The 26773-nt window shown below is 61.7% G+C and carries 16 protein-coding genes; 3 read left to right on the top strand and 13 right to left on the bottom strand.

All coding sequences use genetic code 11. The annotated features are described in order from the left end of the window. Positions 1-13: 13 nt before the first annotated feature. The 4 genes from FYK55_RS13560 to FYK55_RS13545 form a co-directional block, all read right to left on the bottom strand. On the bottom strand, positions 14-2035 hold the full coding sequence (locus tag FYK55_RS13560) for a putative bifunctional diguanylate cyclase/phosphodiesterase (RefSeq protein WP_150076973.1): 2022 nt from the start codon (positions 2033-2035) through the stop codon (positions 14-16). After that, positions 2028-4334 carry a sensor histidine kinase gene (locus FYK55_RS13555; RefSeq protein ID WP_150076972.1) on the bottom strand — a complete coding sequence of 769 codons (2307 nt, stop codon included), beginning with the start codon at positions 4332-4334 and terminating at the stop codon, positions 2028-2030. The genes FYK55_RS13560 and FYK55_RS13555 overlap by 8 nt, the downstream gene beginning before the upstream one ends. Positions 4335-4527: 193 nt before the next feature. Beyond that, positions 4528-6696 (bottom strand): serine/threonine-protein kinase, encoded by a 2169-nt coding sequence (locus FYK55_RS13550; protein WP_150076971.1) that lies wholly within the window; start codon positions 6694-6696, stop codon positions 4528-4530. Positions 6697-7016: 320 nt separating this feature from the next. Continuing rightward, the gene (locus tag FYK55_RS13545) at positions 7017-7649 is read right to left on the bottom strand and encodes a sigma-70 family RNA polymerase sigma factor (protein WP_150076970.1); all 633 of its coding nucleotides are present in this window, start codon (positions 7647-7649) and stop codon (positions 7017-7019) included. A gap of 286 nt (positions 7650-7935) precedes the next feature. Between FYK55_RS13545 and FYK55_RS13540 the strand changes: the two genes are divergently transcribed. Then, positions 7936-8799 carry a TlpA family protein disulfide reductase gene (locus FYK55_RS13540; protein WP_150076969.1) on the top strand — a complete coding sequence of 288 codons (864 nt, stop codon included), beginning with the start codon at positions 7936-7938 and terminating at the stop codon, positions 8797-8799. Positions 8800-8876: 77 nt separating this feature from the next. Here FYK55_RS13540 and FYK55_RS13535 read toward each other — a convergent pair whose 3' ends face one another. From FYK55_RS13535 to FYK55_RS13495, 9 genes are all read right to left on the bottom strand, one after another. Beyond that, positions 8877-9713: a class I SAM-dependent methyltransferase gene (locus tag FYK55_RS13535; RefSeq protein WP_150076968.1), complete on the bottom strand. Its 837-nt coding sequence runs from the start codon at positions 9711-9713 to the stop codon at positions 8877-8879. A gap of 32 nt (positions 9714-9745) precedes the next feature. Continuing rightward, positions 9746-10888 (bottom strand): helix-turn-helix domain-containing protein, encoded by a 1143-nt coding sequence (locus FYK55_RS13530; RefSeq protein WP_150076967.1) that lies wholly within the window; start codon positions 10886-10888, stop codon positions 9746-9748. 191 nt (positions 10889-11079) lie between these two features. Continuing rightward, positions 11080-12504: an APC family permease gene (locus tag FYK55_RS13525; RefSeq protein WP_150076966.1), complete on the bottom strand. Its 1425-nt coding sequence runs from the start codon at positions 12502-12504 to the stop codon at positions 11080-11082. Between the two features lie 64 nt (positions 12505-12568). Next, the gene (locus tag FYK55_RS13520) at positions 12569-14095 is read right to left on the bottom strand and encodes a DUF1501 domain-containing protein (protein ID WP_150076965.1); all 1527 of its coding nucleotides are present in this window, start codon (positions 14093-14095) and stop codon (positions 12569-12571) included. A 9-nt stretch (positions 14096-14104) separates the two neighbouring features. Further along, a complete protein-coding gene (locus FYK55_RS13515) occupies positions 14105-17704 on the bottom strand; it encodes a PSD1 and planctomycete cytochrome C domain-containing protein (protein WP_150076964.1) in 3600 nt (1199 codons plus the stop codon). Positions 17705-17922: 218 nt separating this feature from the next. Further along, positions 17923-21861 (bottom strand): hydantoinase B/oxoprolinase family protein, encoded by a 3939-nt coding sequence (locus tag FYK55_RS13510; protein ID WP_150076963.1) that lies wholly within the window; start codon positions 21859-21861, stop codon positions 17923-17925. Then, positions 21858-23213 (bottom strand): Trk system potassium transporter TrkA, encoded by a 1356-nt coding sequence (gene trkA, locus FYK55_RS13505; protein WP_150076962.1) that lies wholly within the window; start codon positions 23211-23213, stop codon positions 21858-21860. Before trkA ends, FYK55_RS13510 begins: the two co-directional genes overlap by 4 nt. Beyond that, positions 23213-23404, bottom strand: coding sequence for a hypothetical protein (locus FYK55_RS13500; protein WP_150076961.1), 192 nt, complete (start codon positions 23402-23404; stop codon positions 23213-23215). Before FYK55_RS13500 ends, trkA begins: the two co-directional genes overlap by 1 nt. Positions 23405-23528: 124 nt before the next feature. Then, a complete protein-coding gene (locus tag FYK55_RS13495; RefSeq protein ID WP_235908674.1) occupies positions 23529-24194 on the bottom strand; it encodes a DUF6677 family protein in 666 nt (221 codons plus the stop codon). Positions 24195-24609: 415 nt separating this feature from the next. Here FYK55_RS13495 and FYK55_RS13490 point away from each other — a divergent pair, with 415 nt between their 5' ends. Continuing rightward, positions 24610-25302, top strand: coding sequence for a hypothetical protein (locus tag FYK55_RS13490; protein WP_150076960.1), 693 nt, complete (start codon positions 24610-24612; stop codon positions 25300-25302). A 1026-nt stretch (positions 25303-26328) separates the two neighbouring features. Then, positions 26329-26568 carry a hypothetical protein gene (locus FYK55_RS13485; protein WP_150076959.1) on the top strand — a complete coding sequence of 80 codons (240 nt, stop codon included), beginning with the start codon at positions 26329-26331 and terminating at the stop codon, positions 26566-26568. Positions 26569-26773: the final 205 nt, after the last annotated feature.

Raw genomic sequence — 26773 nt, 5'->3', positions numbered from 1 at the left:
GGCCAACCCGACTTCACGGCTCCAGATCGATCACGTTTCCCAGAGAAGCGTTTGGATAGACATCGGGAAGCACCGCAAGTTTCCGCAACGTGCGAATCCCCGCGCTCTGCGTCGGTTCGATCAGCAGCTTCCGCAGGCGGTGGATATCCAACGGGGGTGCGAAGAAATACCCTTGCCCCATGTCACAGCCCCACTGCTGCAACAGCTTCAGTTGCTCGGGCGATTCAACGCCCTGGCAAACGATGTTGGTCATCAAGTGATGAGCCAGTTGAACGATGGCCTGGGCGATGACCGCATGACTGTGGTCATTCGCGATTGATGCGGTGAACGTGCGATCGATCTTCACCGTTTCAAAGGGGGAAGCTTGAAAACAGGTCAGCGATGAATTCCCCTTGCCGAAGTCATCGATGTGGATTCCGATCCCACTTTGATGCAGGTCCAGCATCGTCTTCAGCGAACGTTCGTTGTGCCTGGAATCGGAATGCTCGGCCATTTCCAGTTTAAGCGACCAACGAAACTTGGTCCGTTCGACAATGGCCCGCAACCGATCCGCAAAGAAGGGATCGCCGAGCTGACGGCGGGAGATGTTCACACCCAGGTAGGCATGCGGGCGTTGCACGTCGTCCAGCGATGACATCATCGCGTTGAACTCGCGCATCGAACGTTCCAACACCCATTCGGTGAAGTGATTGATCAGTCCGATCTCTTCGGCCAGCGGCACGAATTCGTCCGGCGGGATGTATTGCCCATCGTCGCCTCGCCAGCGGGTCAGGACTTCGACACCGATGATCGTTCCGGCTTGAAGGTTGACGATCGGCTGATACCGCAGTTCGAACTTTTCCGCTTTGAGCGCGCTGCGTAATTGAGCCTCCAATTCGTGCCGCGCCACGACGGCATCGTGCATGGTTTGGTCAAACACCGCGATCTGCCCCTTCCCGGTGTTTTTCGCTTGGTACATCGCGGTATCGGCGTTTCGAAGCGCGTCGTGCGCATCGCGGATGGAATCATCGATGAATGCGATCCCGATGCTGGTCCCTACCGTGACCATCCGGTCGCCCAAGTGAAAGGGTTCACTGACACGCTCGACGATCCGCCTGGCAACGGTCACCGCGTCATCGGGCCGATCCAAACGTTGCAACAAAACGACGAACTCGTCGCCTCCAAGCCGAACGGTTTTGCCATGGGACTCCGCGGGGAGCTGCGGTTGCTGGCAGCGCGTGGCGGTGTCTTTCTCCCGCACGCATTCTTTCAGGCGTTCGGCCACCTGATTGAGCAGTTCGTCACCGGCGTCGTGCCCGAGGCTGTCATTGATGATCTTGAAATTATCCAGATCCAAAAACAGAATCGCATCGTGACTCTGCCGCTGTTGACCTTGACCGGCAAGCAGCCGTTCAAGCCGCTGCAGCAAGAACGGACGGTTGGGAAGCGATGTGAGCGCATCCCGGTGCGCCATGTCGCGCAACTCCGTCTCCGCCTTGCGTCGACGATCGACCTCGCTCTTCAGCAAACTGACTTTTTCCCGTTGTCGGGCCGCCAACCGGCTCTTCTCCGTCAACGCCAGCGCCATCTGCCGGGCTTCATCCTGGGAGAAAGGTTTCCGCAACAGCAACAGCCTGTCGTTGTAGCCCAGTCTTCCCAAGACGGTGTCCCAGGTGTGATCGCTGAAGGCCGTGCAAATCACCACGTGCAGGTTGGGATCAACTTTCCACAGCCTTTCGACCGTTTCCAAACCGTCCATGCCTTTGGGCATCCTCATGTCCACGAAGGCGAGTGCGAAGGGAGCTTCCTCGGCCATCGCGGTTTCAACCCGATGCACGCCTTCTTCGCCGCTGTAGACATGCGTCAGCAAGAATCGCGGTTCGGCCTGCAACTTGACGTCCGGCTGACGCGGGTCGTCCAGCAGAAACCTGGCTTCAAAAGCGTCCAGATCCGATCGGTTCCGCTGGTCGGCTTGAAAAATGCGAGAGAACGTTTCGTGAATCTGGGGCTGATCATCGACGATCAGGACACGGCGTTCGGAATCAAACTCAAGCATGGATTTTTTCCTTCGAGCTGTCCGAAGCGACTCTGCCCGACAAGTCACCCTCCGGCAACGCCACGTGCGAAGTCGAAAGGGGCAATTCGACCGAAAACACCGCCCCCTTGCCGGGCCCTTCGCTGCAGGCGCGGATGCAGCCCCCCAACTGCTTCACCGCGATCGCGCAGAAATGCAAACCCAAACCGCTTCCCTTCTGGTGGGTCGTGAAATGTGCATCAAATGCCATCGACAGCGTTCTGGAGTCCATCCCGCAGCCGTTGTCCCGGAACCGAAACTCGATGGAATCACCCAACCGCTCGGCTTGGATGACCAGCGTCGGCTGGCGACCTTTGACCTCCGCCAAGGCGTGCTGAGCATTGCCGATGATGTTGATAAAGACCTGCACCAAGAGGGACCGATCCGTTTGAAACCTCAGATCCGTTGGCACCGCAAGCTCCACGCGAATCTCGTCGCGATCGAGCTTCGCCTGGCAATAGCTCACCCCTTCTTCGATCACGTCGATTGCGGCGACATCACTGACGTCGACCGAACGACGGGCGTGACGTCGCTGCTCACGAATGACCTCGTGAATGTGTTGGACATTCTCAGACAGCGTGTGCAGCAGCCGCGCGAGTTCATCCTTGTCGTCTTCCAACGTTTCACTCAGCCGCCGCAGATAATCCGGTGTGGCCATCTGGAGATCCGCGTCGTCGGCGTTTCGCCGCAGTCGTTCGGCAAGCCGGTTCAACGGTTCAATTCGCAATTGATCCACTTGCTCGGTCACCGTCTCCACCAGACTGTTCACGTTCGTCAAAACGTTGCCGACGTTGTGAATCACCGTGTTGGCCACCAAACTCATTCCCGCCGCGTGCGACGCGTCACTCAGTCGCCGCTGTGTCTCTCCCAGTCGTCGTCGCATCCTTTCAAACGCTTGGGCCAATTGTCCGATCTCGTCCTGACCGGTGACGCGCAACGCTCCCGACGTCGCCCGAGGATCAATGACGCCCGCCTGACCAATGCTTTCGGCAGCTTCGCGAATGGTTTCCACACGTCCGATCACGATCCGCTGCAGCAACAACAACAGAATCAACAAGGAGGCGCATGCCCCGCACAGCGACAGGTAACGGGCAAACGCCTTGGCGCGTTCGCTGCTCAACATCATGTCGCGTGGAAGCACGATGGAAAGTCGTGCCAACGGCTCGCCGGCCGCGTTGCGCAGCGGCGACTGAACGCGCAACCGTGTTTCGGATTCGGCATCGACGCAAATGCCTTCCAACGACCCTGCCGATGCGTCCAACGGATCGATGGTGAACTCGACGCTGGTCCGATGCTCGAGCTCCTGAATCACTTGCTGATCCAGGCGGCGGACCGCGACGAAGAACTCCGTTGCCGGCGGAAGCGATCCGGCGGCGCGTTGCGCATCGGCCTTCGGCGACGTTTCAAGTTCCAACGGCAATGCACAATACAGGTACAGCTGTTGATCGCTGCCTCGCGTCAATCCCCGCAGCGGATTCGCGGAGAGGGCGTCGGGTGTTGGTCCGAGCTCGGATGTTTGATGCTCAGCCGCGGTGGCGAACAGGCTCGCGGACAGGCTGGGGAACTGAAGGCCATCAACCGCGCGGGGGCTTTCACTCTCATCCGATTGCGGTGCGGGCGCGGTCACCTCCGGGGTATTCGGAAGCCAGCTCCAACGTCCGTCGGTGCCGACATGGGCGGACCAGAGAGGTCGAATGTCCATCCGGCCCGCAGTAGATGACGCAGGAGGCCCGGGACGCGCCGATTGCGAGGACGGATTCACCGCGTTCGAATCCGTGGTGGTCTCCCATTGATGCAGGTCTAGCGCGGCCGCACCGGCCAGAAAGTCCAATTCTGCATTGAGCGCCGAACGGACCCGGTGCGTCTCCTTCATCGCAGCGATGCGTTCCAGCTTCGCGAATTCCGGCGAGATGACCTGCTGTCGAACAAATTCGTCGACCCCGACGACAACCGCGAAGATCCCCGCCAGAGCCAGTACGAGCTTGCTTCGCAGCGAGCGTGCGTGGTCGGTTTTCTGTCCCAAGCCGCCGTCGGCAGCATCGTTCTCCGCGGGGACGGTGGACGGCGCGTCGATTCCTGTTGGGGAGTGCGGCAGACCGTTGAGATCGGTCGAAGGAAAAGCGGTCGCGTTGTCGTCAGTCCATTCATCAACGCTCGCGCCCGACGATTCGCCGGCGACGTCCCAGGGACCCTGGGGGTGGTGATTGTCGTGATCCGCAGAGTGATCTCCGGGACCCTGATTTCCCCCATCCCAACTTGATGGGGGCCGCTGTGACGGCATTCCAATGCTCCTTCTGACCTTTGCCCAAAGGAACCATAGGTTTCGTCGTCCCGGTCGAGCGTTTGGCGTGCATCCGAACAACGAGGACAATCCGTCTTTCTCTATCGATCATGACGGTTGTTCGGATTTCAACGGCGGCGGCGCCGACGTGAAGAAACACCGCGCCAAGGTGCGAACATTTCACCGGTCGCGATCAGGAGGAAGGATCGTCGGTCGAGGCAAAGTAGCGTCGGGCTTCCGGATGAAAATCCAGCCCCTGCCACTCGGCGGCGTGGTCCCTGGGAATCAACCGGGGAAAGATCTGCGGTGGGCGATACAGTTCTTCCAGCGAGGCCCGAACCAACGCCGCGGGTGCATCGCGTCGGGCCGCAAGAAATGCCGTCGTGCCAACGGTTTGCACGCCTGTCGCGGGAATCTCCGCGGCCAAATAATCGCCGCGATCGATCGTGATCGGCCTGAGCGTGGGGTGTTGCAGCGAGATCGAAATGCTCTCGGGAATGGGCACCAGGACCCACCCCGAACGCAGCAGTCCCTCCACTAGCGAGCTGCCACGGCCCACGCAAATCAGCGCCACGGTCGGTGACTCCGGCTTTCCCAAGTCCCGCCACTCGATCACCCGCCGTGGCGAGATATCTGGAGATAATTCCAACGAATCCAGAATCATTTCGGCCGTTGTCCGGGACCCGCTGCCGACCGGCCCCACCGCAATCACCTTGCCGGCCAGCTGGCCCGAGGCAGCTTCCAGGTCATCGGCGCGGACCAGCAGGTGTGCCGCTTCGTAAAACAGCGGGGCGACGACACACAGTTCGCCGCCACGAATGGCCGCCGATTGCATCGGTGCAAGGTCCACTTCGCCGGCCAGCAGCCGCGAACGATTGTCCAACGAACCGCTGGTCGAAACGACGCGAGATTCGACGCCATGAGATTGCTGCAATCGATCCGCCAGCGCCGCCGATACCGTGTTGTAGACACCGCCATCCAAACCGCCGGCCAGGGTCAACTGTTCCGGCATCGACTGGGAGTGATGGTTCCACCAGACGGCAGCCCCGACCAGGAAGAACGGCAGCATCGCAAACAACAGCAACATGGCGGCCTGAAATCGGCGATGCCCCGCGGTGGTGCCCACCACCTTCCGTCCGATCAACGCTCCGACAAGTGGCACGCCGGCGACCCAATGCCAAGTCTTGATCACCCGGTTTCGCGGCCGCGCGTTGATCGGCCGCCCTTCCAGAAACGCGTCCAAGTCATCGGCCAAATCCTGGGCCGACTGATAACGTTTCTTCGGCTGCTTTTCCAAGCACTTGCCGACGATGGTTTCCAAATCCGCAGGGACGCCGCTGCGCAACGACCGCATCAAGGGTGGCGGTTGGTGAACCACCTGCATCAGGGTTTCAACGACCGAGTCACCTACTAGCGGTGGCCGTCCGGTGACGCACGCGAACAGGATCGCGCCGAGCGAATAAACATCGCTTTGCCGGGTCGCCCGATCGCTGTGCCCGCCGGCTTGCTCCGGGGCCATGTAATTGGGCGTTCCGACGGCGGCGCCGCTGCCGGTCACGCTGCTGTCGGCTCCCAAGTGTTTGGCCAACCCGAAGTCGGTGATGTGCACCTGGTCGGCGCGGTCGATCAAGATGTTGGCCGGTTTAAGATCCCGGTGCAGGACATCGTTCTGGTGTGCGTGCTCGATTGCCTCGGCAACGTCGCGGACGTACCGCGCCGCGTCGGCAATGGCCATCTCCTCGGTGTTGATCTTTCGCTGCAGATCAGTTCCCTGGATCATCGCCATCGAGAAGAAATGATGTCCGGCCCGCTGACCGAACTGATACACCGGTACGATGCCGGGATGATGAAGCCCGGCCGCAGCCTGTGCCTCGGTGTAAAAACGCCGAACGTCGTTCTCGCAGGCCAACATGCCGCCCCGGATCATTTTGACCGCAACGGTTCGATCAAGCATCCGTTGGGTCGCCCGGTACACCACCCCCATCCCGCCGCGTCCGATCACCTCCAACAGCTCGTAGTCGCCCAAATCGAAGGGCAGCGTCGGTCCCTGGTCGCCGCTGGGGCGATCGGCTTCGGGCAAGGTTGCCGCCGGATCGTCACCGGATTCTGCCGGATCAAAGAACTCCGCGTCGATCGTCTCGGCGCCGGCATCGGCAACATCGCTCTCCTGTGGCGCGATGCTTGCTCCGGTGAATCGATCGATCGCGTCAGCCGCCTCCATCAGCTGCCGCAATTCATCCGCCATGTCGGGGAACTGGGAAAGAAACTGCTCCCGAGATCCGACGGCACCTTCATCGCAGGATCGCAGGTAGGCTGCGAACGCTTCGTCGATGGGGTCTTCAGCTTCAGGCGAAGTCGGCATGGAGCGAAGCGGTGTTGACCGCCACTGGGTAGCGAGTGTGTCTGGGGCAGAGAAGAAGCTGCATGATAAGCGACGGAGTCGCCAAACAGCCGACGGGCGTTCAGGGAATGTATTTTCTTCGACAGGTCATCGGCAATCAACGTTCGGGTTGCCCGCGCCGCCGCAATATCTGCGGACCGCCGCAATAAGTCCGGGCCGCCGCAGTAAGTCCGGGCCGAAACGGCGCGGCGGTCGGGGCGCGCCCGCCGGGGCGTCTTTTCGCCGTCGCGAACTGGATCTTGGCTACCGCGGCAGTCAAAGACCGCAATGGCGTTCTTGCGTCACAGCCAGGGATTGTTTTCTGAATCGATCAGCGTCCGCAGCTTTTGCAATCCGCGTTTGAGCAGTCCGGCCACCGCGGTATCGGACTTTCCCATCCGTTCGACGATTTGAGCCAGGGGCAGCCCTTCCATGTAACGCAACCGAATCGCTTCGGCTTGGGTTTCCGGCAACTGGTGCAACGCCTCGAGCAACGCCATCGCGGCTTCGGATTTGATGGCAACACCCGACGGGCTGGTCGTGCTGCCGGGCAACTGGGTGATCCACGGCGACCCGGCCGAATCGTCGGCCGCTTTTCCATCCGCGTTGACCTCTTTTCGCATCGACCGCTTCTGCGTCATCACGTGCCGCGTGACCGCGGTCGCGACATTGTTCTTCAGCATGTTTCGCAGCCAGGCTGCAAATTCACCGGGTGATTCGCCCCGAAACATGTGCAAATCACGCTTGGCTTCCAAAAACGTGACCTGAACAATGTCCACCGGATCGACCCGCCGCCGCAATCGCTCCGACAGGTTGCGATGGGCAAGCATCAGCAAGTACCCGCGATACTGCTCCAGCAATTGCCCCAGCGCGGCGTTATCGCCCTGCTTCGAAGCCACCACCAACTCGGTCGTTGAAAGGTCCCCGTCGCTCATCAACGAAGTCTGCTATCTGCTTCTAAAAAGTGTCTAAGAAAAGAAATTCGCTCTGCGTCACTCACCGCGGTATGGCACCGGCGAAGTAGGGGGCGGCGAAATCGACGCTTTCCCCATTTACCGGTACAATCGCATCCGGTTCGAACGGGTCCTGCACCCAGTCTATCTGAAATCCCGTGACTCGATCGAATCGAAGGTGCTCGCCCATCGGTTTTCCGTTCGATCCGGCACCGATCGGAGATCAATTCGATCGCTTCCCACACCCCCTAACGGCAGGCCCGCCAAGATGACGTTCCCGTTTCCCCGCATTCGTTCTCTGCACGGTCCCTCGGTCGTGGCGTTCACCATCGCGGCCCTCGCAATCACCGGCTGTGGTGGATCCGCCGACACTGATCAAGTGCCTCCAGAGACCGGTTCCCGGGTGGAGCCGAGTTCCGAGCCGGGCGGCGCGGCCGCTGCGCCGGCCCCGTCGTCCAGTCCCGTGACCGAGAACGACAATCAACCCACGTCGACTTCGCCCTCCGGTGGCTTGCAGCTTCCGGAAACCGAACTGCCCGCTGATGCCCCGGAAGATCCATCCGGCGGTGGCCCCGCGAAAGCCGGCGGCGGAGGCATCGAAATGCCTGACGTCGCCCCGCCCCAGTCCCAGTCAAACGCTCCGCCAGCGACGGACTCGGGCTCCGGCGAGACCGGCGGCCAGGATGTCAGGGCCCAATTCGCTTCCTGGAAGGAGATCGAACAACGTGTCCAGGGGACCGGAAAAATCACCGTGGTCGATTTGTGGTCCACCGTGTGTGAACCCTGCATCAAGGAGTTCCCCCACTTGGTCGAACTTCACCGTGACATGCCCGAACGGATCGTTTGCATCGGCGTGGATGTCGACTACGACGGGCGGAAGAGCCGGCCCCCGGAAACCTATGCCGACAAAGTCAACGCCTTCCTGACGGCGGTCGATGCCGACTTCCAAAACTTCATCTGCCAGACGGCCAGCGAAGACGTGTTCGCGGAATTGGACCTACCGTCGATTCCGGCGGTCCTGATTTACGATGCCCAGGGCACGCTGGTCAAACGGTTCATCGATAGCGGCGAGACGCTGGGATTCACCTACGAGAAAGACGTGATCCCGTTCCTGAAATCATTGGACGTTTGACGATACGGGACGTTTGACGATACGGGACGTCTGACGATACGGGACGGCGGCCGGCAACGCTTGACCGCGGGTCCGGATCATTTCACCGCGACGATGTAGCAGATCCAACTGGGATCGCTGTCGGCGGCCCCGCAGCGGCTCCAGGTTCCGTCCAGGTCCGGGTCGTCTTCGTTCTCGATTTCCCAATACACGTGGCTTTCTCGGAATCCGGCTTCTTCCAGCATCTCGCGGACTTCCGGAATGGTCCAAAACCGCCAGTGGTACTCGAAAGCCCGTTTCAGCTTGCTGCCGTCGGGGAACTTGAAGGAGATTGCAAAGCTGGCGTCGGCGGTGATAGGGTTGAACGATTCCTGTGTCCAGTGATACGCAAATCCCTTGCGACCCTTCTTGATGGTCCGTTTGTCGGTGTGCTCCTCGGCATAGCATTCGCCGCCGCCCATCATGTCCATGATCATCACACCCTGGGTGTTCAGATTGGACCTGGCCACGCGAAAGTACTCGACGACTTCCGCCCGCGTTTTGAAAATCCAAAAAGAGAAATTCTGCGCGGCCAGGATGTCAACCGGCTCTCCTTTGGCGCGAACATCCTGCTCAAGTAGCTCGACGCGTTGCTGCTGCTTGGGTTTCAGCTTTGACAGGTTGTGGTCGCGCCCCCATTGCAGCGTTTCATCACACAGGTCGACTCCGATGGCCGTCCGACGCGGGCTGGATGCCACCCAGTGGCAACAGACGGCGAAGGTGCCGCAGAAGTCTTCGCGAAGGGAATAGGGCTTTCGTTTGTAAGCTTCGCGGAAAGCCTGTTCGAAGAATTCGACCTCATGCTCCGGCGTCTGAACGGATTGCTGGTACAGATCGAACTTGTCAGCGCGCGAGGCCATGCTCGGCGTTTTGGACTTGGATTTTCGCTTTGCCATGATGCGAGTCTTGCTTGCGTCCGACCTGGCCGCTAACGCCGGGCCATGCGCCGGGCGATCGCTTCGGTCGGCAACGGCATGATCTCCGCCGGCCCGCCGGGATTGAACAGGGCATCGTCGCGCGACTGTTCGTCTTCGGGTTGCTCATAGGTGACCAGGTAGGCCCCGATGATGTCTCCGCTTTTTTCATAGACCGGCGGCCAGAATTCTTCGCCACGCAGCGCCAACGTCTTGGCGAGCAGACGCGTGGCCCGGCCGGAGAATCCGCTGAGCACCATGTCCAATCGGCCGAGCGCTTCGCGGTAGATGTAGAACACCAGCGCGGTGTCCTTTTTGGTTCCGCCGGCGAACTCCCAAGTCCCGTCGTTCTTCTCGTAGTAGAACCCGGGCTGGGGCGCGTCTTCATTCTTGCTCAGCCGCGTTCCGGCCGAAGCACTGCCGGGTTTCGGATCGGTGTCGCGGTAACGCAAAAAGAACGGACAGGAGCGTGCCGAGACGTCGTCCACGTCGTCTTCGGTCACGAACGGAGTGCAACCGAAGACATCGGAGAACAGCAGTTCGACAACGGGATTGCTTTTCACGCTGCCGATGCAAATCAACCCGCGGTCACCGGTGGCGTCCACGAATCCTTCAAACACCTCGTCGGCACGTGCCCGGACATCTTTGGGATCCACCTGGCCCGGGCTCCAAACCAGGGTCTGCTGGAACCGGTCAGGCATCGGCACTTCCCGAGTCGTCTCGTCCCCGTTTTCCTGGTCCTTGTGTTTGGCAACACCACCCAGGGTGGAAACGCCGCTGAGAACTTCACCGACCAGCACGGAGTCGCTGGCGACAACGGATGCCCCTTCCGGGGTGGCATTGGCATCGGTGGCTCGCACGCCGATCACGATCTCGATCTCACTCCGCCGGGCGATCAGTTCCCAAAAGTTCTCCGGGTTGACCGCGAACAGCGCCCCAGGCAATTGGTCGGCCGTCGCGTGCCCCTGATCGATCAGGTAATCGCACAGACGCGAGAGGGCATCCAGGGGGATGTACTTGGCTTCGTTTTTCAACAGCGAAGCGACCTGGTGACGATCCAAGCCGGTGTGTTCCACGATCGATTTGATCGTTCCGGGACGTTTCCGACGATCCGGAGTGTGACCCAATAGTTCGGCCAGACGAAATGCGTATCTCATGCGCGATTCTGTTGCTTGAAAGCCTGATTAAAGGACGAGCTGTCGAGACAAGTCGTGATGACACTCAAGAGACAATCCCCGCGACGCTCACCCACACCAAGGAAACGGCGCCACCTGTCGCTGGGCGTCAGTTTCTCCGATCGCGCGCATCCCGGCTACCCCACAAGAAAATGTGCCGATCCGACAAGATTTCATGCCACCCGAGAGTGCCAATAATACACCACCACGCCCAGCAATAACGTCGCCAACCCCACCCCGGCCTGGACCGGAGCCCGAATGGCCGTCAGCGCCGCGATCACCAGCGTTCCGAATACATAAATCACAGGCACGATCGGGTAGAAACGGACCCGCACGTCGTACCGCGTGTTGCCGCGAAGAAAGAATACCAGACTTCCGCACAACGCCGCGCACACCGACAGGGTAAAACCCAGATAGTCCAGCTGTTGACGGAGCGTGGAGACGCACACAACCAGGATCGCCAATCCGGCCTGGATCAGGATCGCGCGGCGGGCGTGCCCGGGGCCGCCGGACAGCCAACGCGGCAGAAAGCCGTCCTCGGCCATCTTCTGATACACCCGCGGACCGGTTTGCATCAGCGCCGAAACCGATGTCACCAGTCCCACCACGATTGCAATCCGCACCAGTGTCCCGACCGGGTTGCTTCCGCCGGCCGATTCCCATCCCAGTTGCCGGCCGATCGCGTCAGCCGCAGCGCTGGCCACGTCCGGCCGGCCGGCGACTTCGTCCGCCTTCGGGGCGTACACAAACACGGTGTTCAACATCAGGTACAACACGGTCACCGCAGCCGTTGCCAGCCACATCGCCCGTGGGACCGAGACTGCCGGTCGCCGCACCTCCCCGGCCAAATAGACGGCCGCGTTGAATCCGCTGTAGCTGAGCGAAATCCAAGTCAGCGCGTTGGCGAAGGCCAGGACAAACGGCCAGCCACCGCCGACGCTGCCCTCTTCGGCGGCCTGTCTCGCCACCCCGCCGCCCTGCCAATGGCCGATCGCGGCAAAGGCGATGACCAGAAAGGCCGTGATCAGAATCAACTTGACCACCACGACGGCGTTCTGAATCTGTGATCCGCGGCGGAGTCCCGCACCGTGGACGAGCGCGGCGACGACGATCACGCCGATCGCAATCACATTCTGGGGAACCCCGGTAATCCAGCCGACCTCAAATCCCCGCGCGTAGGCCTCCAGCGTCGTCGCGGCAAAGGCGATCGCACCGGTAAAGCCCGCCAGCAGCGAAACCCATCCGGCCATCATTCCGGCGGCCGGATGAACGGCTCGGGCCAGGAACAGGTACTCACCGCCCGATTCCGTGAGCTGCTGGGCCAACGCGCCGTAACACAGCGCGCCACAGATCGCGATCACGCCGCCAACACCCCACGCCAGCACGACCCATCCGGGTGTGCCCAGGTCCGCCAACGTGAATCCGCTGGTCGTGTAGACTCCGGCGCCGATCATGCTGGCCACGACGACCGCTGCCGCGGACGGGACGCCCATCTTCCCCGCCGCTTCGTCAGCCGACGAAGTTTCCTGCACGACATCGCGGTCGCCTGCTCCGCGTCCGGCCGCATACGGGTTCGATTCCCGATTCAAGTCGCTCACCGACGCATCCCTGCAACGCAACCGGGGGCCGGCAGGAAGCACCGGCGACAACGTCGCGCAGGATTCACGACAACAGCTCTTTGACGACTCGACCGCCTTCCACGCCGGTCAACCGCTGGTCCAATCCTTTGAACGGATACGTGAATCGGTCACTATCGATTCCCATCGTGTGCAGGATCGTTGCGTTCAGATCTCGGATGTGCACCGGGTCTTTGGTGATGTTGTAGCTGAACTCATCGGTTTCGCCGTGAACGACGCCACCGCGCACTCCGGCACCGGCAAGCCAGACGGTGAAGCATTTCGGATGATGGTCGCGGCCATAGGTCGTGTTGGTCAATTTGCCCTGGCAATAGATCGTGCGTCCAAATTCGCCACCCCAAACCACCAACGTGTCGTCAAGCATGCCGCGCTGGCGAAGGTCATCCAGCAGCGCCGAACTTGGCTGGTCCACGTCACGGCATTGATTGGGCAAATCTTTGGGAAGGTTGCCGTGTTGATCCCAGCCGCGGTGAAAAATCTGCGTGAACCGCACGCCCCGTTCAGCCATCCGCCGAGCCATCAGGCAACAATTGGCAAACGTCCCGGGCGTGGTCACGTCGGGACCATACATATCCAGGATGTACTGCGGTTCGTCGCTGATGTCGGCCAGGTTGGGAACACTGGTTTGCATCCGAAAGGCCATCTCGTACTGCGCGATCCGGTCGTTGGTTTCCGGATCGCCCACGGACTGCGCGGTGACGCGGTTCAACTTGGCGAGGGAATTCAGCATCTTTCGCCGCACGGTCGCATCCAGGCCGTCCGGGTTGGACAGGTACAACACCGGATCGCCGCTGCTACGCAACGCCACGCCCTGATACTTGCTGGGCAGGAATCCGCTGCCCCACAGACGGTTGTACAACGCTTGTGCCTCCTTGCGTCCGGTCCACGAAGCGGTCATGACCAGAAACGCCGGAAGGTTCTCGTTCTCGGTACCCAACCCGTAGCTCAACCAGGAACCCAAACTGGCTTTGCCCGGCAGCTGGTTTCCGGTGCAGATGTAGGTGATGGCGGGATCATGGTTGATCGCCTCGGTGTGCATCGACTTGACCAGCGCGATGTCATCAACCTGGCGGGCCATGTGCGGCAGCAGTTCGCTGACCATCGTGCCGTTTTCTCCATGTGGAGCAAACTTGTAGATGCTCGGGGCGATCGGGAAACGCGCCTGGCCACTGGTCATCGTGGTCAAGCGTTGCCCTTGGCGAATGGAATCGGGAAGGTCCTTGTCAAACCAGTCCGCCATCGCGGGTTTGTGATCCCACATGTCCATCTGGCTGGGTGCCCCGGACATGAACAGATAAATCGCGCGCCGCGCCTGGGGCGGATGGTGGGGCAAACCGGGCAGGCCGGCGCCGGACGTGTTCGACGAACCGGCGATGGATGGGCCGGTATTCGATGCGGAAGCATTGGCTGCGGTTGCGGCGCCCGCGCGCGACTCCAGCGAAGCCAACGCCGCGGCGCCCAACCCGGCCGCCGAACGCGAAAACAGTGACCGGCGCGTCAGCGCGTTGGCCAGAGAATTCGATAACGATGTTTCCTGGGGAGATTGATTCATCGGTGGTTCCTAGTTATTGATCACTTCGTCCAGGTTCAAAAGCGTGCTGGCCACAACCATCCAGGCCGCCTGCTGGGCCGGCGTCGCCCCATCAATCCGCGCCGGATCAACCGCCAACAGCGCCTCGGCGGCAGCCTCCTGCTGGTCGTAGTGATCCAGCAGATCGCGCAGCAACTGCGACAACTCTTCCAACTCGGTTTCGTTGGGCAGCCGCGCCGTGACGGTCTGGAACAGCCAAGCGACCCGTTCGGACAACTCCGACGAAGGACATTCGGTCAACGCACGTCCGGCCAAATGCTTGGCCGCTTGAAGGTATTGCGTCTCATTCATCAGCACCAATGCTTGCAGGGGCGTGTTGGTCCGCTCGCGACGCGCCGTGCACGATTCCCGGCTGGGCGCGTCGAAAGTCGACATCTGCGGCGGGGCGCTGGTGCGTTTCCAGAAGATGTACACGCTGCGTCGATACACCTTTGAGGGATCGGTATCGGCCTGGAAGTTCGCCGTATTGCTTCGCGTGTATCCCACCGCGTACCAAAGCCCCTTAGGTTGCGGCGGTTTCACGCTGGGGCCGCCGGCCGCGTCACTGAGCAATCCGGAGAGAGCCAGCGCCTGGTTGCGCAACACCTCCGCGTCCAACCGGTGACGCGGTCCGCGGGCGTAAAAGCGATTGCCAGGATCAAGCGTGATTGCCGATTGCGACACCGCCGCATCGCGGCGATAGGCTCGGCTGGTAACCATTTGGCGGACCAAGCGTTTGACATCCCATCCGTGTTCGCGGAAGTCCACGGCCAGATAATCCAGCAGTTCCGGATGGCTGGGGGCCGCGCCCTGGTTCCCAAAATCTTCGCTGGATTTGACCAACCCCGTGCCGAACACGATTTGCCAGAATCGGTTCACCGCCACCCGCGCGGTCAGCGGATTGGCGGGATCGACCAGCCAGCGGGCCAAGCCCAACCGGTCACTCGGTGCGTCCTCCGGCATCGGTGGCAAGAACTCCGGCGTCGCCCGGGGGACGGTTTCTCCCGGCTGGTCGTACTGGCCACGGATCAAGATCTTCGCCTCACGCGGTTCGTCCAACTCTTTCCAGACCAACGTCGTGGGCAGCGAATCCTGCAAGTCAGACTTTGCTTTCTCGGTTCCGCGCATCGCATCCTTCAAGGCCAACCAGTCCGGGTGCACACACTGCACCTCGCGGAAGTACTTGCGCAGCGATTCTTCCTGGGCGGTTGAACGCTCCTCGCGCGACGTGCGTGCCAACCGCACGACCGCGTCTGGAAGTTCAATCGCCGGGGATCGGAAAGCGTACGTCAACTGGTCGCCGCGCCGGTCGCCCACTGCCTTCAGGTACAAGTCGTTGTGGCCTTTCTTCAGTTCCAACTTGTAGACCGACTGCAACGGTTGAAGTTGGTCGATCTGCCGGGACTCGCCGATGCGTTTTGAATTCAAGAACACGACGTGGCCGCCGCTGGTTCCCACCAATAGATCGATCGTCACCGGTTGGGGTGCTTCCAGTCCTTGGTGCAGCAGGTTGACCGAGACGTGATCGCCATCGGTCGGAAGCTCGATGACGTCGACGGGCCCCCAGTCGGGACGTGGTTCCCACCGATACGATTGACCGCGATAGGGGAATTCCTGGTCGGCGTCGAACGGATCTTGTTGCGAAGCAAAGCTGCGCCCAAACCCCGGGTTCACGCTCTCCACCGGGAACGGCCCGACCGAATGCAGCGTGCCCAATGCGACGCGGTTCTCAGCGGAAACGGCCGGCGGCAACTCAGAAACACTCAACCGGACCGCACGAAACTGATGCTTGGCATACTTTGATCGGTAATCCAATCGAACGCGGATCTGGTCGTCACCGGCTTCAATCCGCTCGGCCAAATCCGGGATTTGGAACCAGGCCTTGCGACCACCCTTGGGCCCTTGCCCGTTGACCGCCCAGCCGGAGGCGTCGTCGCGCTTCTGGTCGATGGCGTAGGAGACCGCAAAGGGACCGCCTTCCTGTTCGATGTCGGCCACGGCGAACCGAATGGGCAGCGGCATCCAACCCCCATCGGGGTCGGCCTCGGAGCCTGTCGCGTGCGTTTCGACCGTGATTTCTGTCAGCACCACGTTGCCGTTCTCCGAGACGCCGACGCGGCCGGTCGCTTCGTCCGGGAATGCTTCCAGCTTCAGTGTTTGCCACCGTCCGCCGGCGAGCGTGTTGCCCAAGGGGGCGACGAGGGTGTGCGTATCGGTCGCCGCAATCTCACCGCCCAACCGCACGGTGCCGTCCTGTTCGATCGACAGGTCCGCGCCGGCCTTGGATTTCGCACTCCGTGGCATCAGCGGCTCGACGCGGTCGTGTCGTTCACCTTCCCCCGCGGACTGAATCGATTGCTCCCACGCCCGCTGCGCCGCGTCAACGGACGCAATGTCGCCGGCCATCTCCTCCCGCAGCGAGGCCAACTCGCGATCGAATTCGGCCAACCGCTGGCGCTGTTCATCGCTGGGTACCGTCACCACCGGAGGCGGGTCTTCACGGTTGTCGTCGAGCGCGCGGCCATCCAGGCTGTTAAAGAAAGCGGACAGCGAGTAGTAGTCTTTTTGCGTGATCGGATCGAACTTGTGATCGTGGCAAACGGCACACTGCGTGGTTAGCCCTAGAAAAATCGTCCCAAAGGCATCGGTCCGGTCGATCACATTGCGTGCGAACACCTCTTCGTAGATCGACCCGCCTTCACTGGTCGTGACGTTCAACCGGTTGAACCCGCTGGCCACTTGCTGAGCGAGCGTCGCGTCCGGCAACAGATCACCCGCCAATTGTTCGGTGACGAATTGGTCAAACGGCATGTTGTCGTTGATCGCATCGATGACCCAATCGCGGTAGGGCCACATTTCGCGATAGTTGTCCAAATGCAATCCGTGCGTATCGGCATACCGCACCAGATCCAACCAGTAGCGACCGAAATGCTTGCCGAATTCCGGTGACTGCAACAGTTCGTCCACCAAAGCCTCATACTTCAACTGCCCGCTTTGGACACGCTCGATCTGGTCGCGGTTGGGAGGAAGTCCGGTGAGGTCCAAGCAGACCCGGCGTAGCAACGCGGAATCGCCCGCCGGACCATTCGGCTGCAGCCCCTTGTCTTCGATCGCTCGGTCGATGAAGTGGTCGATCGGATGGTCGGCCGAATCGGGCACCTCCACCTTTTCGGGAGGGACGAAGGCCCAATGTCGCTGGAAGTGCCCCCCCGACGCCGCCCAGGATGCCAGGATCTGCTGTTGCTGGGCCGACAACGGCTTGTTGAACTCCGGCGGCGGCATCACCTCGTAAGCGTCGTCGCTTCGGACGCGGCGGATCAGCTCGCTGTCCTCGCCGGAATCGGTGACCGAAGCGATGCCTTCGGCCGTGTCCAGCCGCAAGCCGGCCTGGCGGTCTTTTTCGTCCGGGCCGTGGCAGGCGTAACAATGATCCGACAGGATCGGACGGACGTCCTGCGCAAAATCAACCGCTTCCGAAGCACGTTCGCTCGGTTCGCCCTCGGGCTCGGTCGTGGAATCGGCGGAAAACGCGGGGACACCTGGAAACAGCCAGACGGCGACGAAACAGGACCAGGCAATTCGGGATAGCATCACGGACCAGCAATGGTGGGGACGGTAGCCAGGGCGGGACGGCTCGATCGGTGTCGGTGGTTGCGACGACGGCGTCGCGGAAGTGCGACGTGGGCTGTCGTCGATTGGGGGCAACGGTGCCGATCGAATCGCGGAACGGGAAGGGGCTTCCCAATCGTATTTTAGAGAACAAACAGCAGCGGTAGCAAAAAAGGGACCGCGTTCTGAAGATCAACGCGTTATTTTTCGGGCGCCCCCCAACCTCCCCCGCCTGGAGTCTCAACCCGCAGCCGGTCTCCCGCGTCCGCCTGAAAGGTCGTCGCGAACCCCACTTCCGTCGGTTGGCCGTCGGCCCGGATCCACAGATTGCGTCCCGCACGGCCCGGCTGGCCGCCGGCGGCACCATAAGGCCGCGTCGTGCGACGCCCCGTGATCAAGGAAACGGTCAACGGCCGCAGAAACTGGAACTCGCGAACAATCCCGTCTCCTCCGGGATGCTTTCCGGCGCCGCCACTTCCCCGGCGGACGGCGAACTGGATGACCCGCATCGGCAACCGGGTTTCCACCACTTCGGGGTCGGTGATTCGCGTGTTGGTCATGTGCGTGTGAACGGCAGTGGCTCCGGGGCCAAGCGCGGTCGCCCCGGCCCCCCCGCCGATCGTTTCGTAATAACCGAATGTTTCATCGCCCACCAGCACGTTATTCATTGTGCCCTGGCTGGCGGCCACCGCGCGCCAGCCGGGACGTTCACCCCCGGTCGATGCGCCGAGCGCCCCGAGCAGCACGTCGACCACCCGCTGGCTCGTTTCGACGTTCCCCGCTACCACGGCCGGACACCGGCTGGGATCGTCGTTGCCGGCCGGAGACAACAGCCCCGACGGGATTCGCAAGTCGATCGGCTGCATCGCGCCGTCGCAGAGCGGCAAGTTGGAGTCACAAAAGCATCGCATCACATACAACACGGCCGAAGTGACAATCGACGGCGTCGCGTTGAAACCTTGCGGATGCACCCCATCGGTTCCGGCAAAGTCGATGACCAGTCCGTCGTCCTGCCGCCACAATGCGACCTGGATCTTCGTGCCGTCGTCCAACCGATCTTCAAAAGACAGCCGTTGGTGGGGTAACGTCTTGATCCACCTGGAGACGGATTCCGCGGCGACCTGCATCAGACGATCGATCATCGCAACAATCACCGGAAGGGTCAGCTGATCGGCCATCGCCCTCAACGATCGGGCCCCTTCGCGGCCTGCGGCAATCTGGGCCCGCAGGTCGGCCAGATTTTCCTGGACCGCGCGGGACGGGTAACGCGCATGGGACAGCAGGTTGCGGATTTCTTCTTCGTGCGATTGGCCATCCTTCACCAGGGCAAAATCGCGAATCAACACACCCTCTTCGGCCAGCGAATGCGCAAGCGGCGGCATCGAGCCCGGGGTCTTTCCGCCGATTTCCGCGTGATGGGCGCGGCTGGCAACAAACAGATCCGGCTGATCTTGCCGACGCCCCTCGGGCTGGCAAAACACGGGCGTCACCACCGTGATGTCCGGAAGATGGGAACCACCGGCATAGGGATCATTGGAAACGTAACAATCGCCGTCCGACATTTGTGGATACGTCTGAATCAAATGCCGAACCGTCTTTCCCATCGCCCCCAGATGAACCGGGACGTGGGGGGCGTTGGCGATCAAGGCACCGTCGCGGCGGAACACGGCGCAACTGAAATCCAACCGCTCCTTGATGTTCACGCTGACCGCGGTTCGCCTCAGCACCTCACCCATGGAGTCCGCGATACTTTGCAAACGCCGCGCGACGACTTCCAACAGAACGGCGTCCCCGGCAGACGAATCGGCGACGGTGGCTTCCGGCCCCAAGGTTGCCTTGCCGTCGGAACGGGGCTGCAGCTCGATCGTCCCGCCTGGAAAGACTTTGCCGGACCAATTCGGTTCAACAACCAGGGTCGATTGATCGCTGATGACCAGGCTGCCCCCGGGTACCTCGGAGCCCTCACCCAGGGAGTCTCGCTCGATCGACGTGAACTCGTGCCAGCCCCCGCGGTGCCAGACTCGGACGACGGAGGTTTGATTGGGCCGCTGCGTTGGCAGTCGCAATGATAGCAGACCCTGTTCACGCTGGTCGCCTCCCTCGGTCGCTTCGCACCGCACGCTCACCAGTTCGATGGGCTGATCATCGCGCCGGTATCCGAACCGCCTTTGATGTTCCTGGTGAAAGACGTCCCCGACCTGTTCCAGTGGCACGGCGTCAACCGAAATCGCCGCATCCGTTCCGACGTAACGACAATCGAACTCGAATCGATACTCGGCCGACTCGGCCTGATCGGTCTGCTCGCACAATGATCCAAAGACCTCCGATCTCAAGTCCTGAATCACTTGATCGATGGTCGCCTGATCCAATCGATCCAGCGGCTTGTAAACACCGCAGGTTTGAATCACTCCGGTGGGAGCGACGCCGATGCCGACGGCGCTCAGTACACTGGCACGCGGGTGGTCCAGAATCCGACCGATACCCAAAGCGTCGGCGATTCGGCACACGTGCTGCGCCGCGGCGCCGCCGAACCCAACCAAGGTGTGATCCCGAACGTCGATCCCGCGTGCCGTCGTGATCGCGCGCACCGCCTCGGCCATGTGGGTCACCGCGATATCCAAAAAACCTTCCGCCAGCGATTCGTTCTGGTCCGGCGGATCGGGCATTTTCGATGCCACGTGTTGCAACCGGCCGACGGCGGCGTTCCGATCCAACGGCAAAGGAAAGCGTTCGGCGGGCAACCTTCCAAGCAACAGATTCACGTCGGTCACACTCAGGGGTCCGCCCCGTCCGTAACAGGCCGGTCCCGGCATCGCTCCGGCGCTTTCCGGTCCCACCACCAGTCGGCCGCTGCGGTAATCGCAAATGGACCCGCCGCCGGCGGCGACCGTGTGGATATCGATCATCGGCGTCATCACGCGAATCCCGCCGATGCGGCTTTCGTAGCGGCGGGTCACGCGGCCGTCGAACCGGCTGACGTCCGTGCTGGTGCCTCCCATGTCCAACCCGATCGCAAGCGAGACGTTGCGCTGTTGGGCAACCCGCTGCAGGCCGACCACGCCACCGGCCGGTCCCGACAGGACACTGTCGCGACCGCGAAACGCATCCGCGGCGACCAAGTTGCCGCCGCTGGTCATCATCCGCAGGTCACAACGTCGTCCGCCAAACTGACGCCGAACCCGGCGCACGTATTCCGCCAGGATCGGATTCAGGTAGGCATCCAAGGTGGTTGTTTCGGCGCGCGAGACCAGTTTGATCAGCGGAGCGACCTCGCTGGATCGGCTAATGTTCGAATACCCGATCTGTCTTGCAATCTGCTCCAGCTGCAATTCGTGCGACGGATTGACGTGCGCATGCATCAGGCAAATTGCCAGCGTCTGAATCCCCGTGGCCCTCAAGCGTCCGAGTTCTCCGCGAACGGCCACCGCATCGATCGACGCCAATTCGTTGCCGCGATGGTCCATGCGGGCGTCCACTTCCACCACCTGTTCAGCCAACGGAACGGGCTTGCGGATCGAGAGGTCGAACAATTCGGGCCGATCCTGTTCGCCGATTTCCAACACGTCCCCGAAGCCCTTGGTAACCACCAGGGCGGTGCGGGCCCCCGTGCGTGTCAACAACGCATTGGTCCCACGCGTCGTCCCCAAACGCACCGACACCTCGGGCAACGGTTGTTCCAAGGGAATTCCCAGCAACAGCCGGGTCGCCAACACCGGCGACTCCAAACCGCAATCGATTTCGACCACCGAGTCGATCGCGATATCACCGTTCGATTCCCCCCTCCGTTCGATCGGGTCGAAGGTGACCAGCGACTGTTCGGGATCATAGGCCCGGATCACTCCCAAAGGTTTTCGCGTGCCTTCGGTCAAGCGAGACAACTCCGCCGAGCGGAAAAAATCATCCGGCAGCTGCCCGCCCACGCACTCGCGGACCAGCTCACGCGGGATTTCGATGCGGAGACGCCGTTGAAAATCCACGGCGACGACGCGGCACCGAATGATGCCCGAAGACAAGACTTTCAGGCAACCGACTCGCGCCACCTGGTTGCCGTCGACCCACTGGACCAGACAATCCGTAAACGTTCCGCCGACATCCGCGCTGACCAACACTCGGCGATTGGCGGGCGGGTTGAACGTCATAGCCGGCTGGATCGATTGAACAACGCCAGACACTCCTCCATGTAGTTCAAATCCATCAAGGCCACGACGACGTCTCCCACTTTCAGCTGATCGTTGGCAGTCGGTACACGGATGAAGCTGTCTCGCTGAACCGCCGTGATCAGGCAGCGTCCGCCCAGCGGCAGTTCAGCCAAGGTCGCATCGGCCACCCGAGCCCCCTCGACAATCTCCAGCTCGAAAACGCCGATCTTGCCGTTGGGCAGGATACTGCGACTGATCACGGCACCCTGGTTGAGGAAACCCAGGATCTGCCGCGCCCCGACGTCGCGTTCACTGACGACATGGTCGATCCCCAATTTCCCGACCACGTTGGCGTAGTCGGGACGTCCCACCACCGCCATCACGCGGCGGGCACCCAATTCCCTGGCTTCGACACAGGCCATGATGTTGCTTTCGTCGCTGCCGGTGCAGGCGACAAAGTAGTCCACCGCGCCGCCGCCTTCGTCCTCCAAAACACTTCGTCGGTTGGCATTGGCGTGCACGACGGTCGCGTCAGGCAACAGTTTTGCCAAATGGGTACACCGTTCGGCATCATTTTCCAGCAACGTGATCCGATAATCCGACTCCGGCAGCGCGCGAGCGATGTGGAATCCGATTTCGCCGCCGCCGGCAATCATCACGCTCTCTCGCTTCGGACGATGGGTCGGACCGGTGAAGAGTGTTCGGCTGCGGTTCACTTCCGCCGGAATCCCGATCAGGCTGACGCGGTCCCCGACATGCACCTCGTCTTCGGCGCTGGCCAGCCACATTTCGCCGTCACGGGCGATCGACCCGATCCGAACGGTTCCGGGCAACTTCAAATCGCGCAGTTTCTGATCGGCACCCTGGGCGTTGGGCTCCACGTCGATTTCGTACACCTCCAGGTGCCCGCGGGCAAAGTGCTCCAGCGGAATCGCATCCGGATTGCGGATCGCGCGGACCAACTCAAACGCGCTCAACTGCTCCAGGCTCAGCAGAGCATCGATCCCGAAATGGTTCTGGTAGTCGAACGTGCTGGAATCGCGGAACGCCGGTGCGTACACCCGCGCGATGCTGCGACGTGCACCGAGGGCTTTGGCCATGCTGGCCGCCACGACGTTGGCCTCGTCATCGCCGGTAACGGCCAGGCAGATGTCGGCGCTGCAAACGTCCGCCTGAAACAATACCGTGCTCTGCGACGCGTTGCCCTCGATCGCCCGCACATCCAATTCACTGTTGATTTGACGGACCCGATCCGAATTGATGTCGACCACGACCACGTCATGCCTGCGGCGGCACAACATGTCCGCAATCCAGTGACCAACGGTGCCGGCACCCAATGTCAGAACGCGCACTAGATCAACCAGTTGAAAACCACGAGGACCGCAAAAATGATCAGCATGAAACCGGTGATCCACCGCGCGGTGTAGAAGGCGTGCTTGAGTATCAGCTGCGTATTCTCATGGCGTGTCGCACCGAAAACCAACGAGATCGAAATGATCAGCGGCACGTAGTACATCAGGTAGGTGGGTGATATCGAAATCATCAGCGGTCTCGTGGAACATGGGAACACTTGCCCCGCACAAGCGATTGCCCGACGACGTTGCCGCCGGCTTGCCAGGACGGACGCCGGCTGGGCAGGACGTCTGACGGCATCACAACGGGAAGCATCACGTCTGGGCGGCTGAACCGACCGCCTCCGCTTCGCCCGGCGGGTCCGACCCGCCCCCCCCGCTTTCCGAGGCACTTCTTCCCGAGCCACCGTTTCCCGGTGATTCCTCCGCGTCTTTCTTCTTGCGACCGCTGATTGGCACCGCGAGCGGTCCGGCATAAGCGTCGTAGATGACCAGGATATTCAACAGCCCGGCGATCATGGTGTACCAGGTTCCCATTTCATAACCGGCGCCGTAAGTCGCGTACCAAGCCGATACCTCATCGGTGCGGTCCTCGATCACGGGCCGGTTGGGCGGGGCCATGAACCCGCCCCACATCGGTTCATAACCCGGGGACGTGACCCCGTCGACCGTCATCCGACGCATCTGGTTGCCCTGCAGCAATGCCGGCAGCGCCGCAGCCCCCACGCCGGCCTGTAGAAAATAATGCCAGCGTTTGTCACCGGGCTGCCACGAGGCGTACACCACGTGGCCACCGCCCAAGGCAAATCCGATGATCCAGGTGGTCAGAATGCACACCAAGTACAAACTGCCCTTGGTATAGCGCCCCTGGTAGAAATGTCCGGCGCCGGGCAGCAGCCAAGCCAGCAGCGCGGCCAGCGGTCGATTCTTTAAATCGATCCGCTCCGAGTCAACTTCGATCACGTTTGCACTGGCAGCCATCGCACATTCGACATTGCAGGGAGAAATCGCGGGCAGGTCCCGGGAGGATCAGACGAAACGTCCAACGGTATTTTGCGGCAATCAGGCCTTCAGCGATAGCCGAGTCCACCAGGACGTCGGCGGCAATTTCCCCGCCGCCGACCGTCCGCCGAACGCAACCGATTCGTTTTCAACGTTGACGACGATCCGCAGGGTTTGGTACGGCCCCCTTTGGCACTCGGCGCGTTGCTCGTGCGCTGACGGATCGGACACTCTGACGCCCCCGGTGGCCAGCCCCCGATCTTCAACACGCGAGGCCGCAATGCGGACAGCGGCACCCGGCGAGCGCCCTCGGCCAACCCGGGCTGCCACCCACGGCCCGACAATCCAAACGACTCCAGTCATCCAGCACCCAGCGATGAACGATCTCCCTCTCATGAACCCCAACCGTCCGGCAGGCGGCGTCCGCGGCGGATCCGCCCCACCATCGGTGTCGGCCCGACGCATCGGCAACCAGCCACCGCTCGCCAATCGGTTCGCTAGCCGGTTCGCTAAACTTGTGTTTGCCGAACCCCTGTTCGTTGCCAAACGCCTGGTCTTGGTCCTCGCGACGACAATCCTGCTGAGCGGTTGCGGAGGCGACTCCGCAGACACATCCCGCACCGCGACGATCGGCGAACAAGCCTCGGGTAACGACAGCGACACGTTGGCCCCCGCGGAGATCGTCAGTCAGTTTCTGGATCGGGTGCGACGCGGTGGCAAGGATGCTTCGGCGAACGATCTGTTGACCAAGCTCGCTCAACAGGAAATGACGCGGATCGGACGTCCCTTGCAGTTCCCCGGATCGCCGGACACGCGGTTTGAAGTCCTGCAGGCTTATCCCGTTCCCAACCAGGAAGACGCCGTTTGGGTCCACACCTTCCTGTCTGAACCGGTCGAGCCCGGGGATCTGGTTCGCTATGAAGTCGTCTGGACTCTGCGACGCGAGACCGAAGGCTGGCGGATCAGCGGATTCACCATCGACCAGGGACAGGATCAACCTCCGATGGAGATCGATTTCGAAGACGGAAATCAGATGGAAACCAAGCTGACCGAAGCGTTGGAGGACACGGATTCCAAGAGTCGCTAACCCGCCAAACCCTCCTTTTCCTCCAATGCGACGCAAATCTGGAAAAATAGGCAATCTTTTCCAGCGACCAAAAACCACCCGTCCGGGTGAACCGGGTGTGGCAAACCGCCACGTTTGGCGGGTACGTCGTCCGGTCACTGGTCGTCGTCAAAGCTCTCTAAGTCGGCATTTCACCCGTGTTTGGCGGGTATCTGGTCGATTTGCGGTCACCGTCCGTCGATTCGGCCGACCAGAGATCAACGCGATTTGGGCGCCACAAAATCTGTCGGACAGGCCCGCTGCGTACGATTGACACCGCAAGCGCGAAAGTTACTTTATCCACGAATTCACGTGGGCCGCAAATATTCCGTAAAACGCCTATCTTGCGTGTTCGGAACTGTCGGTGATGGTCACCGACTTCGGATCCTGCGGGGGAGCCTGGAGATGGCTTCTGGATTTGTCAAGCGTGCGGACAGGATCGCACCAAAACTCCGAAACACTTGGGAGAAAACAATGAATCGGACTGTGGTCAGCGGGATCGCCGCGTTCGCACTTTTGGTGGGTGCGGCTCTCGCCATGAATGACACGCCGGCATACGCTGGCAACTGTGGTGGTGGATTTTTCGCGAAGCATCATGCCAAGAAGATGGCTCACATTCGCGGATTGTTCGGTCACCTTAAAGCGAAGCACAGCTGCGCTGCACCGGAACCGGCGTGCTGTGAGCCCGCTCCCGAGCCGGTCTGCTGCGAGCCCGCTCCGGCTCCGGCACCTTGCTGCGAGCCCGCTCCGGCACCGGCACCTTGCTGCGAACCGGCCCCGACCTGTGGCGGACACAGCCGACCGAAGTTGTTCGGTCACCTGTTCGCCAAGCTGAAGGCACGTCGCAGCTGCTGCGCTCCCGAGCCGACCTGCTGCGAACCCGCTCCGGAACCCTGCTGTGGCACTCCGGAACCGGCACCGTGCTGTGGCGCTCCGGAACCGGCACCGTGCTGTGGCGAAGCACCCGCTCCCGCCCCGGCACCTTGCTGTGGTGGAGCCGCTCCGGCAATGGCTGCTCCGGCTGCCAGCAGTGAAGGCTTCGACTTGGCGCCGGGCGAAACCCTGGTGCCGGGCAGCGTTCAAACCATGGCTGCACCGGCTGCTGCCGGCGCTGCTGCTGGTGCCGCTGCTGCTTCGGGCGACGACAGCGGTGAAGAAGCTTCTGAGCCGGTCGAAAGCGCCAGCGACGCAGCTCCCGAAGGCGACGCGCCGCCGGCTCCCAAGCCCGACGCGGACACCAACATCTGATTCCGGTTTCCACCGAATCGATCGAACAGAAGCCCGATGCCGCCCATTTGCGGCATCGGGTTTTTTCGTGGCCCCGGCGATGCGAATCGTGACGGGAATGAGTTCGGAATCGGACTCCGCCATGCGAATCGTCGCCATGAATCTGGGCCACGAATCTGCCGCCCACGTGAAAGCGCGACGTTGGCTATCATACGCTCCCTTCGTG

The organism is Roseiconus nitratireducens (assembly GCF_008629675.1).
Taxonomy (GTDB): domain Bacteria; phylum Planctomycetota; class Planctomycetia; order Pirellulales; family Pirellulaceae; genus Stieleria; species Stieleria nitratireducens.
This window is presented reverse-complemented; position numbering and strand designations above follow the sequence as displayed.

What these genes read in the sequence shown, in the direction of transcription:
- FYK55_RS13560 (WP_150076973.1), bottom strand. Translation starts at nt 2,035, where the DNA reads ATGCTTGAGTTTGATTCCGAACGCCGTGTCCTGATCGTCGATGATCAG.
- FYK55_RS13555 (WP_150076972.1), bottom strand. Translation starts at nt 4,334, where the DNA reads ATGCCGTCACAGCGGCCCCCATCAAGTTGGGATGGGGGAAATCAGGGT.
- FYK55_RS13550 (WP_150076971.1), bottom strand. Translation starts at nt 6,696, where the DNA reads ATGCCGACTTCGCCTGAAGCTGAAGACCCCATCGACGAAGCGTTCGCA.
- FYK55_RS13545 (WP_150076970.1), bottom strand. Translation starts at nt 7,649, where the DNA reads ATGAGCGACGGGGACCTTTCAACGACCGAGTTGGTGGTGGCTTCGAAG.
- FYK55_RS13540 (WP_150076969.1), top strand. Translation starts at nt 7,936, where the DNA reads ATGACGTTCCCGTTTCCCCGCATTCGTTCTCTGCACGGTCCCTCGGTC.
- FYK55_RS13535 (WP_150076968.1), bottom strand. Translation starts at nt 9,713, where the DNA reads ATGGCAAAGCGAAAATCCAAGTCCAAAACGCCGAGCATGGCCTCGCGC.
- FYK55_RS13530 (WP_150076967.1), bottom strand. Translation starts at nt 10,888, where the DNA reads ATGAGATACGCATTTCGTCTGGCCGAACTATTGGGTCACACTCCGGAT.
- FYK55_RS13520 (WP_150076965.1), bottom strand. Translation starts at nt 14,095, where the DNA reads ATGAATCAATCTCCCCAGGAAACATCGTTATCGAATTCTCTGGCCAAC.
- FYK55_RS13515 (WP_150076964.1), bottom strand. Translation starts at nt 17,704, where the DNA reads ATGCTATCCCGAATTGCCTGGTCCTGTTTCGTCGCCGTCTGGCTGTTT.
- FYK55_RS13510 (WP_150076963.1), bottom strand. Translation starts at nt 21,861, where the DNA reads ATGACGTTCAACCCGCCCGCCAATCGCCGAGTGTTGGTCAGCGCGGAT.
- FYK55_RS13500 (WP_150076961.1), bottom strand. Translation starts at nt 23,404, where the DNA reads ATGATTTCGATATCACCCACCTACCTGATGTACTACGTGCCGCTGATC.
- FYK55_RS13495 (WP_235908674.1), bottom strand. Translation starts at nt 24,194, where the DNA reads ATGGCTGCCAGTGCAAACGTGATCGAAGTTGACTCGGAGCGGATCGAT.
- FYK55_RS13490 (WP_150076960.1), top strand. Translation starts at nt 24,610, where the DNA reads ATGAACCCCAACCGTCCGGCAGGCGGCGTCCGCGGCGGATCCGCCCCA.
- FYK55_RS13485 (WP_150076959.1), top strand. Translation starts at nt 26,329, where the DNA reads ATGGCTGCTCCGGCTGCCAGCAGTGAAGGCTTCGACTTGGCGCCGGGC.